Consider the following 12085-nt stretch of genomic DNA (forward strand, 5'->3'; position numbering starts at 1 on the left):
CAACCTTATAAAATGATTAATTCTTTCGAATAGGTCATTAAATTTTCGTAACCATCTTCTGTAACAATTAAATTATCCTCGATACGAACACCACCAACATCCTGCACATAGATACCTGGCTCCACGGTAAAGGCCATGCCTGGCTTTAACACTAGCTGATTACGCTGCATCATATAAGGCTCTTCATGTGCACTTAAACCAATGCCGTGGCCAAGTCGGTGTGTGAAAGTATTGCCATAGCCAGCATCGCGAATAATGTCTCTTGCCAGATCATCAATGGCATGAGCTGTCATACCTGGTTTTATGGCTGCTATGGCTGTTTCATTTGCTTGCTTCACAATGCTATAAATTGTTTTGAGCGTTGGAGAAACTTCTCCTAAAGCAACTGTTCTAGTCATATCCGCCACATAGCCCTTATAAATCGCGCCAAAATCTATGACGATTAATTCACCTGTCTCTATTTTCTTTGTGCTCGCTCTACCATGAGGAAGTGCACCTCGATAACCAGAAGCAACAATGGTTCCAAAAGGTGTTCCCTCTGATCCACGTCGTCTCATTTCATATTCTAATTGGGCTGCGACTTCCATCTCTGAAATACCAGCTTGAATAATCGGTAATGTGGCTGCAAGACTTTCTTCGACAATCTGTACAGCCTGACGCATGAGGGCTATTTCGTGTTCATCTTTTTCCATACGAATATCACGAATGGTTTCACCGATATCACATAAAGTGTCATATGTAAGGTTTTCGATAGCTTTCTGTTCCTTCACGCGCATGGTGTCAAACTCAACGGCAAGTGTCTGCGCTGTTCCTAGCTCTTTTTTTAGTTGCTGGATGGCCTGTGACGGTCCTTCCTCATCCGAATAGGATAAGATTGTCCCTCCATTACCCAAGTCAACTTTTGTTAATTCTACTTGTGGAACGAGAAAGTATAATTGATGATGAGCAGTAATAGCGACTACTGTTAGGCGTTCACTTTGCTTTAACTGAAGACCTGTAAAATAATACATGTTTGACCCTGGCACTAGCACTGCTACATCAATTGACTGTTGCTGCATACGGGAAACGAGCTGCTCTCTTCTTTTTTGAAACATTGAGTGATTCCTCCTAAAAACGTTTCTATTATAGAGACGTTGTATCTGAAAAATAGTATATATCAACAATAATGAATTTTCAATAAATTAAGATAGCACCATTTTGATAGAGGGGAATGAATGTAAAAGGAAGATAATTGACAAATGAGGGAATAGTATGTTGTAAATTTAGTAAATACTAGTGTACGTCTTTTTTTCGTTCATTATGCATATAAGTAGACTAGATAAACTTTTTTCCAACTTAATACGTCAAAAAGAGGGGCAAAATTGTTAAGCAAGAAAGGACTTATGTATGGAAAAAAACATGAAACGCTCAAAAGAGAAAAAGAGCAAGAAAAAATTATGGCTGTGGATTGTTGGTAGCCTATTAGCAATTTTTTTAATTTTTATAGGTACTGCCTACTTTACCATCCAAAAAACTATGAATAAAATAAATACACCACTTATTCAAACAACAGATGCAGCACAACCAGAAGAAAAAACAGTGATTAAAAAAGATCCCTTTTCGGTTCTAATGCTTGGGGTCGATGAACGTAAAGATGATAGTGGACGTTCCGATACCATGATTGTAATCACTGTAAATCCTGAAAAGCAGACGATGAAAATGCTTAGTATACCCCGTGATACTCGAACAGAAATCGTTGGTCATGATACGGTAGATAAGATTAATCATGCCTATGCCTTTGGAGGCGTCCCTATGGCTGTGGATACGGTCGAAAATTTTTTAGATATACCCATCGATTATTATGTATTTATTAATATGGAGGGCTTTTTACAAATTATTGACACGCTGGGTGGCGTAACAATCGATAATGATATGGATTTAACCTTTGACGAATACCATTATCCAAAGGGAGAAATCACATTAGATGGTAATGAGGCCCTTATTTTTTCTCGTATTCGTTATGAAGATCCTCGAGGTGATTTTGGACGCCAAATTCGACAACGTCAAATCATTGAAGCGGTGATGAAAAAAGCCTCCACACCATCAACATTATTAAAAGCAACTGATATGTTGAATGTACTAGGCGACAATGTTCGCATGAACTTTTCGGTGAAGGATCTTATTCAGCTGCAAAGTATTTATAAAAAAATGGATAAGGATATAGAGCAGTTATCGTTCGAACAGGGAGACGGTGAAAGGATTAACCGCATTTGGTACTATATTCCGAATGAGGCAGAGCTTCAAAAAATACAAACAGATTTACAAAACCATTTAAAAAAGTAAGTAAGCAAGTTGCTTACAAATGTCGCATACTAGTTGTAAACTTTTTGGCCACGAAGGGAGGGAGATGAATGAATGGGAGGACCCAGGTGCTGAGGTATACAGCGCTGAATCATTGCATGCAAAGCTATGTACCTAAACGTAAAGTGCGAAAAAATCCAGTCCAATCAGCAATTAGAGGCCTACAAGTATTATGTTTAAAATTATTTATGTAAGGGATAAAAAATCATTCAGGTAGGGTGCATGCCTAGTTGAATGATTTTTTTGCTGTTATTCATCATTTTTCGATATTTCTTGAAATATCAGAAAATTAAGTGTATACTGACATTAGAAATGGTTAAAGGAGTGATTGTGATGATTGTAGGCACAATTTTATTAGCATTTGCATTACCAGTGGGTATCGTATTAGCAGTAGATTTATTAAACGAGCAGCATCACTCTGCTACACAAACTAACCATTCATAACGTTGAAACAGTAAAATATCAATTTCTAGACAATGTTACTTTGTAGCCTTGTCTATTTTTCTATGAATAGGAAACAATTTGTGTGATTCATTCGTCAATATATAGTGAGAAAATGTTATACTATTAAAAAAACAGTATCGGGGAATGAGCATGCAAGCGGAAAAAACATCCAATCTTAAAAAAGAAATATTATCCTACATCAAAATTATTGTCATTACAGCTGTTGTTGTTTTTGGCTGTAAGCAATTCTTATTTGCGCCGATTAAAGTACAGGGAGCATCTATGTATCCAACTTATCACGATAAGGATATTATTATTGTAAGCAAAACAAGTAAAATTGAGCGTTTTGATCAAATTGTTTTCCAATCTCCTGTCGAAGATGAGTTATATATTAAACGTGTTATCGGTCTTCCAGGGGATAAAGTGGAAATGAAAGATGATGTATTGTACGTCAATGGCAAAGCATATAAAGAAGATTATGTGAACCGTCAAACGGATGATCCTAATCAATTACGCATTACGGAAAACTTTACATTGGAACAATTAGTGAATGAAAAAGAAGTGCCAGAGGGCATGTATTTTGTGCTTGGTGACAATCGCCTAAAAAGTAGTGACAGTCGCCATTATGGTTTAATTTCAGAGGATGCTGTATATGGTGATTCGAAATTAATACTATATCCATTTAGTCATTTTCATATTGGCTCAAAATGATGAAAAAAGAGGTCACTCCATTGAGTAGCCTCTTTTTTATTGTTGGGGTAAATCGGTACAGCTTTTATAAGTGGGATAATAGACACAAATCCTTGAATTTTCAACGGTTTCCTTGATGGGCGATGGCTTACTTTTCATGGGAGATTGCATTGCTGGTTCTTCATTTGTGAACGCTTCTTCTACTAATTCAACGCCATAAAATAGTATTAAAAAATAGCAGACAAATCCTACTATACGCAAACAATCACCTCGTAAAATAGTTATTGTATGTTTATATATATGGTCAAATTCGTCGAAATATAAGCAGAAAATCGAAATTTTCTCTTGCCAAAAAGATTTTTAGAGGCAATGAATTCTATGAAAAAAGCTATTGTCAATGAAATTTTGATGTGCTACTATAGCTAAAGTAAATATTTGATCTGTATAACCTCAATAATATGGATTGAGGGTCTCTACCAGGAACCATAAAATCCTGACTACAAAACTTTGCTTCATTTTTGTAGTCAGGATTTTTTTAGTTTGTTTTAAAACAATCTCCTACAAAAATGAACGGTATCGAAGGGGAGATTACGATGAATTGGAGAGTTTATATTCTTGCTGTGACTACCTTTGCAGTAGGGTTAGTTGAATTAATTGTTGGTGGAATCCTGCCAAATATTGCAGAGGATTTAGATGTGTCTTTAGCGACAGCGGGGCAATTAATTACTATTTTTGCACTTGTTTATGCAATTTCTGCGCCTGTCCTACTATCCTTGACAGCCAAGGTGGAACGCAAGCGCTTATTCCTTATTTCTTTATTTATTTTTACGTTAGGAAATCTAATGACCTTCTTTAGTACAACGTTTATCATTGTGCTAATCGCACGTATTTTCACAGCTATGAGTACAGCGTTAGTGATTGTTTTATCATTAACGATTACAACTAAAATCGTAGAGCCTCGCCATCGTGCTAAAGCACTGGGGCTTGTTTTTATGGGGGTAAGTTCTGCGCTGGTGATCGGTGTGCCAATGGGTATTTTTATTACAGAAGCGTTTGGCTGGCGAGCTGTATTTTTAGGTATTAGTATCCTATCAACGATTTCAATGATATTAATTGCTTTATTACTTGAAAAAATGCCAATTGGAGAAGTAGTGCCACTCAAGGCGCAAATTAAATCGCTGGCGAATTTAAAAATCCTGACAGCACAGTTAACTACCTTATTTATGCTAGCGGGCCATTACATGCTCTACGCCTATTTAACACCATTTTTAGTAGAGGCATTTGATATGAATGCTTCATGGATTAGTATTTGTTACTTAATCTTTGGTATTGCCTCTGTTAGTGGAAATGCTGTAGGTGGATGGGTGAGTGATAAAATTGGCACAAGTAAAGCCATTATTTTAATTGTCTCAGCCTTTGCCATTGTCTTATTTAGTATTCCTTATACAATTATTGCCCTTCCACTGTTTTTAGTATTTACGGTTTTATGGGGTGCGTTGAGCTGGGCACTGACACCGCCATTACAAAATTACTTAATTCAGGCGGATCCTCAATCATCGGATATTCAGCAAAGCTTAAATACAGCTGCCCTGCAAATTGGTATTTCTATCGGATCAGCAGTTGGTGGCGCAATGTTTGCTTGGACAGGGTCCGTTATGCACCTAGCTAGCTTTGGTACGATTCTAGTTCTTTGTGCATTAGGCTGCGCGATCTTTTCTATTAAAAGGGCACCTCTTGGACAGGAGCAGCACGTAGATTATCAGTCAGCACATCATCATTCATAATCGAACGATAGCCCTGAAAGGTATTGGGAAAGCCATCCCAATACCTTTTTAATTGGTTTGATGAATCTATTTTCGTACACTTCCCAAAATTAAATTCTCTATGGTTTCTTAGCATACTCTAATTACCTATGGAATAGATTGTTGTAGTTAATGAATTTACAGATTTGAGAAGTTTGAGATTTTAAGAACGAATATTATTTTTAAGAAAAATAGTAGGAGGCTTTCAAATCTTGTAAATGGAAGGAGAACTCAATGACTGAATATCATCAACAATCAACTGCTGAAGTCATGAAGATATTGAACGTCACCACGCAAGGTTTGACTGATGATGACGTCCAAAAGAGGCAACAGGTCTATGGCTATAATGTATTAGAGGAAGGGAAAAAGACAAGTACGTTGGCTGTTTTTATGGGCCAATTCAAAGATTTATTGGTCATCATTTTACTCGTTGCTGCCTTCGTTTCCTTTCTACTAGGAGAAGTAGAAAGCACCATTGTGATCATGATCGTGGTTATTTTAAATGCCATTTTAGGTACAGTGCAGCATGTGAAGGCTGAACAATCATTAGATAATCTAAAAGCATTGACCTCTCCCATTGCCAAGGTCATGCGTCATAATCAACTAGTAGAAATTCCTTCTGAAGAAATTGTAGTAGGGGACCTTCTGATGTTGGAGGCGGGAGATTATATTAATGCGGATGGAAGACTACTAGAAAGCCATAATTTACACATCAACGAAAGCTCTCTTACAGGCGAATCAATTGCTGTGGCAAAAAGTACAGACCCCATTCGGAAGCAGAATATCACCATTGCGGATAAGAAAAATATGGTGTACTCAGGAAGCTTTGTGACCAATGGACGTGGCATCGTGATGGTTACGGCAATTGGGATGCAGACGGAAATCGGAAAAATTGCGAATTTACTCGATACAGCAAAGGAAAAGAAAACGCCATTACAAATTAGTCTCGATCAATTCGGTGAAAAATTAGCCTTAGGGATTACGCTGATTTGTTTAGCAATCTTTACGATTGATCTTATCCGAGGACGAGCCTTAGTAGAATCCTTTATGTTTGCTGTATCTCTTGCTGTGGCGGCTATCCCTGAGGCTTTAAGTTCTATCGTGACCATCGTATTAGCTTTTGGCACCCAAAAGATGGCAAAGGAAAATGCGATCATCCGCAAGCTTTATGCTGTGGAAAGCTTGGGGAGTGTATCGGTCATCTGTTCTGATAAAACAGGTACTTTAACAGAAAATAAAATGGTGGTACAGGAAGTTTTTGTGGACCAGAAGAAAATTCCTCATGATTGGCTCAATCCAATAAATCCAGTGGAAAAAGAACTAATGGTAAAAGCGCTTTTATGTAGTGACGCTGTCGAGCGTGACCACAAAGAAATTGGTGATCCTACAGAAATTGCGCTCGTGAAATTGGGGAAACAGTATGGGTTAGATGAATTGAAGATACGTGAGCAATATCCACGATTGGCTGAAATTCCATTTGATTCGACGAGGAAGCTTATGAGCACTGTCAATCAGATGGACAAGCAGCCCATCATGATTACCAAAGGGGCTCTGGATGTACTCTTACCAAAAGTGACACGAATCAAAACATCAACAGGTATTTTTGAGATAACCCCGCAGCATCGCCAGAAAATCGAGGCGGTGAATCGTGATTTTTCTATGAATGGTTTAAGGGTGTTAGCCATTGCTTATAAGGAGGTATTGCCTCTACAAAAAGTCGATCCACGAGCGGAACGAGATTTAATCTTTGTCGGCTTAGTAGCGATGATGGACCCTCCGAGAAAAGAGTCGAAAGAGGCTGTGGAAAGCTGTATAAAGGCAGGTATTAAACCCGTCATGATTACAGGAGACCATAAAATTACAGCAACCGCGATTGCCGAACAAATTGGTATTTTGCAAAATCCAGCTGAAGCTATAGAGGGACATGCACTCGAAGGCTTAACTGATCAAGAGCTGCAAGAGAAAGTACAGGATTATTCTGTTTATGCCCGTGTGACACCAGCCCAAAAAATTCGAATTGTTAAAGCATGGCAGGATAAAGGACATGTGGTGGCCATGACAGGAGACGGTGTCAATGATGGACCTGCTTTGAAGCAAGCAGATATTGGGGTGGCTATGGGCGTAACAGGCACAGAGGTTGCAAAAGATGCCTCATCCATGATTTTAACGGATGACAATTTTTCAACAATTGTTAAAGCAATCGCCAATGGCCGTAGCATCTATACAAATATTAAAAATGCCATTCTGTTCTTATTATCTGGAAATGCAGGCGCTATTTTTGTCGTGTTATATGCAACGGTTCTGGGCTTACCTGTTCCTTTTGCACCTGTCCATCTTCTATTCATCAACTTATTAACAGATAGTCTGCCTGCTATTGCCATCGGTTTAGAGCCAAATAATAAGAAAACAATGAAGGACAAGCCTAGAAACATTCATACTCCTTTATTAAATAAAAAATTTACCACACAAGTTGTGCTTGAAGGGATATTAATCGCCATCTCCACCATTATTGCGTTTCAAATCGGTTTATCGACAGGCGATACGTTAACAGCAAGCACGATGGCCTTTACAACACTATGCCTGTCAAGGTTAGTGCATGGCTTTAATTCTCGATCCAAACAATCCATCTTTGCGATTGGTGTATTTTCGAATAAATATACGTGGTTCGCCTTTATCATTGGTGTGCTAAGTTTACACATGGTCTTATTTATGCCGATGCTTACAACGGTCTTTGAGGTAGCTCCATTAACACCTGCACAGCTAGGCTTTATTTATAGCCTATCGGTGTTACCATTCCTAGTCAATCAATGGTATAAGCTACTGTTCGTGAGAAATCGATAAAGATTAAAAAAAGAAGCTTCCGTTAGTTATTAAAACGGAGGCTTCTTTTTAGTGTGTAGAGGCTAATAACCAGCCTTTACTCTTACTTAGGTCAATCAATCTCGCTCCAAGTAGCGCATAACGCATATGGAGTTCACTATATTTGGTTAGATGTGTTTTCTTTACTGCCAGCTCTAAAGCTTGGCTTACGGCAATCAAAGAAGAGGCAATATTCATCGATAAAATAGCACTTATTTCGCCATCATTAATGAAAGATTTCCCACGAATATCCGTTATTTTCATTTTACTGTATTCTATCGATGCTGTTGGTGCCAGCACACCGTTTTCCTTTAATAGCAGTGTTAGCTGTTTATTTTCCTCTTTTAAACATTGAATAAATTCCAATGTAAGGATTTTTAAGTTTTTATCACGCGTATGCTTAAAAAAAGCATGACTGGAAGCAATATAGCCTTGATTGATCCCAAGCTGTGACCAAAGCTTGAAAACCTCCTTAAATCGTAGCGATGCTAGATTTTCATTTATCATTGTCATCCTGACACTTCCTAACTCTTAGGTTGATTTAAGATTAGGATGTAGCAGTAAATGACATTCTATTCATCTTTTACAATAAAAAATGTATAAGAGGTCGCTAATAGTAGGTGCCATAAGGGTACATAGGAGGGTAACGATAGGGATAAGGGTATGGACATGGTTTCATATATTGCTGTGGCATGGTTGGTTTATAAGGGGCTTGATCGGTTGCTGATTGGACACGATTGCAGCCTTTTGCTGGTCCGATATAAGTCGTAGGAACAATCGGTGCAATCGTTTTCTTCCATTGTTCTTCATCTAAACAATACGTATGGGCCATAATATTGGCTGGTGTGAATTTTAAGATATCAGAGCCTAAAATGACCTCTGGCGTTGGCGCATCAAAAATAGCAAGTAGATGCGTGTCATCTTCTGTGGCTACTTCATAATGCCACCAGCCCTGTGGTACATTCGCAACCTGCCCAGGCTTGATAGGATAGTTTTGAATTTTCTTGGTAAAGGGATTCAATATAGAAACCGTTGCTGCTCCTGCAATACAATAGACAAGCTCTGCAGCATTTTGATGGTAATGTGGCTCGATGACATTGTCTTTACTTAAAAAAATATCAAGCAAAGATGTATTTTCTAATGTATTTAATTGTTCCACACCGAGAATATTAATGTAATTTCGGGAGTCTTTTTTAAAAAGCGTACTTTTATTGACATCAAAAGTGAACGCTGCAGAAGGGGAGCTATAATCGATATTTGAGCTATTCATCATCATAGATTATGTTTTAGGTACTTCTAGACTTACACAAATGCCTAGCTACAGTCAGCCTCTATCTGGATAAAAAATTAGCTAAAATTACCACTTCTATTTCAGAACATACGTGCGTATAATAAAAACACAAACGTTTGTTCTTAGTTATCAAAAACTCTGTTCAACATGAACGCAAACAGAGTCAGTAAAGGAGCATTCAACATGAAAGAACAGTTGATAAAAGCCATGCATCGTCACCAAATCGTTCACATGATGTATATAGCGAAATCAGGTGCCATTACGAAAAGGCGCGTGAAAATCATCCACATTAAAGGTGATTCCTTTACCGCCTTTTGTTTTACAAGGCTAGCGAAGCGTACGTTTCATATTAACAATGTTCTAGCACTTCTGCCCATTCTCCAACGGGAGTCTGAGGTGATATGAATTACAACGACTTCCCACAGAAAGATATTTTTTGTATTGATATGAAGTGCTTTTATGCAAGCTGTATTGCCATGCTAGAAGGGCTAGATGTGCTGACAGATCCAATTGCTATCATCGGTAATTTTGAACAACCTGGTAGTATTGTGCTGGCTGCATCACCAGTGATGAAAGAAAAATTTAACATTAAAACAGGGAATCGGCGTTATGAAATTCCCAAACATCCAGATATTAAGTTGTTTGAACCAAAAATGTCCTTTTTTCTAGAGATGTCCATGGCCATTACGCGTCTGATTGCACAATATGTCCCTCCAGAGGCGATCCATGTTTATAGTGTGGATGAAAGCTTTATAGATCTAACAGGTACGGAGCAACTTTGGGGTTCGCCTGAACAGGTAGCCAAATTGATTCAGGAAGACATCTATGAAAAGTTTCGCATTCCGTCCGCCATTGGCATGGGACCAAACATGTTGATGGCTAAATTAGCATTAGATTTAGAGGCAAAAAAAACAGGCTTTGCCAAATGGACCTATGCCGATGTCCCAACAAAGCTTTGGCCAGTGCGTCCTTTATCTGATATGTGGGGGATTGGGAAACAGATGGCAGCCAATTTAAATGCGATGGGCATTCAAACAGTCGGTGGATTAGCCCATGCCGATTTAGCCGAATTAGAAAAGCGCTTTGGTATTATGGGTAATCAATACTATTACCATGCATGGGGCATTGATCTCTCCACATTAGGTGAGCCATTGGTGAACAATGCGGCATTAAGCTTTGGGAAGGGCCAAATGCTCATGAAGGATTATCACACACGAAAGGATATTGCAGTTGTACTCCTAGAAATGTGTGAGGATGTGATGCGACGTACACGGGAAGCAGGCTATGTCGGGCGGACTGTTAGCTTGGGGCTCTCTTACAGTCGCAATGCGATGACGAAGGGGTTCCATCGCTCAAGAACCATCGAAAGTCCAACCAATGAGACCCTTGTTATGTATCAGACTTGTCTGGACTTACTAGATGAGCATTTTGCGGGTGAGCCAGCGCGTCAATTATCTGTTAGACTGACAAACTTAGAGCCAGAGCGTAGCATTCAGCTTGATTTATTTGATGAGCGTAAGGACCAGCGACAGGTCATTGGTCATGTCATGGATGCGATTCGTAGAAAATATGGAGTGGTGGCCTTATTACGCGCAGCCTCCTATACCAGCGCTGGTACAGCTATTTCACGGAATCGCTTAGTGGGCGGGCATTTAGCATAAGGAGTGGAAAAAATGATAAGAGATAGAGGAAATATGAAATGGACAGCGATGATGCTACCAGAGCATTTAATGCTTTTGAAGGCATGGAAACAAGAGGTGTTGACAGAGTTGCCTCGGGAACATGCTGAATGGGAGCTTGAAGAATTACAGCAAATAATCACACAAGCATTCACACAGCATAACTATATTATGTTAACTATATGGGAACATGGTAACTATGTGCAATGGGGAGGTACCATTCAAGCGATGAACGAGGACCAGCTGCTACTAGAAACCATTACCACAACGAAGCACATCCCGTTAAGATACATTTATGCTGCTCGTATAGAAGATGATGGATGTGATTAATGGAGAGCAACGACGATTATTACATCAATATTTGCTGCTTGATTTAGCTGTGAAATCCTTACAGCACGATCTAACAGTGGCGGAGCATTTTAAGATGAAGCGTGTATTTTTACCTGCTATGGATGCTTTATTAAAGCAGCTACACAAAGATTATTTTCAATTAAAACGTCAGCTCGCCCAACAAAAAATACGATTAGTTTGCTGGCATCGAATTGATGATTATTTTAGTGATGTGCAGGTGGCTACCGCAGGCAATGATGAGGTACTACGCTATGCCAATCAAGCGTTAAAAACACAAGTCGAAGAGCTAATGAATAAACATTTACACAATGCCTAGGCTTACGTCTACGACGAAAAAGCCAAAAGCTGATGACAGGAGTGGTCAGCTTTTGGCGGCTTTATTTCTCGATAGGTTTCACATCAATTTGCTCAACAAGAAACTCATTGTTAGTACGATTAAATTGATAGGTAATACGAACATCGGCTACATAAATAGGTGAGATGCCAATCGATCCAAGGATGTTTAACATTATTTTTTGATTTTCTACTGTATAAATAACCACACCACCGAAAGCAAGTTGCGCTTGATTGATATCTGGTACTGGATCAAAGTCATAATCAAATGTAGATTCTTTTCCCTGTGCTTTCAT

The 12085-nt window shown here is 38.8% G+C and carries 13 protein-coding genes and 1 riboswitch; of the genes, 9 read left to right on the forward strand and 4 right to left on the reverse strand.

Annotation, left to right across the window (positions count from 1 at the left end):
* Positions 1-5: 5 nt before the first annotated feature.
* Entirely contained in the window at positions 6-1094 is a 1089-nt protein-coding gene (locus AAJG31_RS00445) for a Xaa-Pro peptidase family protein (protein ID WP_279495252.1), read from the reverse strand.
* Positions 1095-1386: 292 nt separating this feature from the next.
* On the opposite strand from AAJG31_RS00445, the gene AAJG31_RS00450 reads away from it, so the two are divergent.
* The 5 genes from AAJG31_RS00450 to AAJG31_RS00470 all read left to right on the forward strand — a co-directional run bounded on the left by AAJG31_RS00450 (position 1387) and on the right by AAJG31_RS00470 (position 8117).
* Positions 1387-2322 (forward strand): LCP family protein, encoded by a 936-nt coding sequence (locus AAJG31_RS00450; RefSeq protein ID WP_048392475.1) that lies wholly within the window; start codon positions 1387-1389, stop codon positions 2320-2322.
* A 351-nt stretch (positions 2323-2673) separates the two neighbouring features.
* On the forward strand, positions 2674-2784 hold the full coding sequence (locus AAJG31_RS00455) for a hypothetical protein (RefSeq protein WP_004230560.1): 111 nt from the start codon (positions 2674-2676) through the stop codon (positions 2782-2784).
* A gap of 150 nt (positions 2785-2934) precedes the next feature.
* Complete coding sequence (gene lepB, locus AAJG31_RS00460; protein ID WP_279495249.1) at positions 2935-3495, forward strand: signal peptidase I; 561 nt, start codon at positions 2935-2937, stop codon at positions 3493-3495.
* A gap of 399 nt (positions 3496-3894) precedes the next feature.
* Positions 3895-3994, forward strand: a riboswitch (purine riboswitch).
* Between the two features lie 73 nt (positions 3995-4067).
* The gene (locus AAJG31_RS00465) at positions 4068-5258 is read left to right on the forward strand and encodes an MFS transporter (RefSeq protein ID WP_009370354.1); all 1191 of its coding nucleotides are present in this window, start codon (positions 4068-4070) and stop codon (positions 5256-5258) included.
* A gap of 252 nt (positions 5259-5510) precedes the next feature.
* Positions 5511-8117, forward strand: a complete 2607-nt coding sequence (locus AAJG31_RS00470) for a cation-translocating P-type ATPase (protein ID WP_048392479.1) — start codon at positions 5511-5513, stop codon at positions 8115-8117.
* A 48-nt stretch (positions 8118-8165) separates the two neighbouring features.
* Here AAJG31_RS00470 and AAJG31_RS00475 read toward each other — a convergent pair whose 3' ends face one another.
* Both AAJG31_RS00475 and AAJG31_RS00480 read right to left on the reverse strand, forming a co-directional pair.
* On the reverse strand, positions 8166-8648 hold the full coding sequence (locus tag AAJG31_RS00475; protein WP_048392480.1) for a DUF3231 family protein: 483 nt from the start codon (positions 8646-8648) through the stop codon (positions 8166-8168).
* Between the two features lie 97 nt (positions 8649-8745).
* Complete coding sequence (locus tag AAJG31_RS00480) at positions 8746-9405, reverse strand: cupin domain-containing protein (protein WP_279496341.1); 660 nt, start codon at positions 9403-9405, stop codon at positions 8746-8748.
* A 204-nt stretch (positions 9406-9609) separates the two neighbouring features.
* Between AAJG31_RS00480 and AAJG31_RS00485 the strand changes: the two genes are divergently transcribed.
* From AAJG31_RS00485 to AAJG31_RS00500, 4 genes are read left to right on the forward strand one after another with little or no spacing between them, the layout of a single operon-like run.
* Positions 9610-9831 carry a transcriptional regulator gene (locus AAJG31_RS00485; RefSeq protein ID WP_048392481.1) on the forward strand — a complete coding sequence of 74 codons (222 nt, stop codon included), beginning with the start codon at positions 9610-9612 and terminating at the stop codon, positions 9829-9831.
* Positions 9828-11087, forward strand: coding sequence for a UV damage repair protein UvrX (locus AAJG31_RS00490; RefSeq protein WP_112118455.1), 1260 nt, complete (start codon positions 9828-9830; stop codon positions 11085-11087). The genes AAJG31_RS00485 and AAJG31_RS00490 overlap by 4 nt, the downstream gene beginning before the upstream one ends.
* 12 nt (positions 11088-11099) lie before the next feature.
* Positions 11100-11435, forward strand: coding sequence for a YolD-like family protein (locus AAJG31_RS00495; protein WP_279495247.1), 336 nt, complete (start codon positions 11100-11102; stop codon positions 11433-11435).
* Complete coding sequence (locus AAJG31_RS00500) at positions 11419-11772, forward strand: aconitate hydratase (protein ID WP_279495246.1); 354 nt, start codon at positions 11419-11421, stop codon at positions 11770-11772. The genes AAJG31_RS00495 and AAJG31_RS00500 overlap by 17 nt, the downstream gene beginning before the upstream one ends.
* Positions 11773-11833: 61 nt before the next feature.
* Here AAJG31_RS00500 and AAJG31_RS00505 read toward each other — a convergent pair whose 3' ends face one another.
* On the reverse strand, positions 11834-12085 hold the full coding sequence (locus AAJG31_RS00505; protein WP_279495245.1) for a hypothetical protein: 252 nt from the start codon (positions 12083-12085) through the stop codon (positions 11834-11836).

The organism is Lysinibacillus sp. BS3, from assembly GCF_039614735.1.
GTDB classification, from domain to species: Bacteria; Bacillota; Bacilli; order Bacillales_A; family Planococcaceae; genus Lysinibacillus; species Lysinibacillus capsici.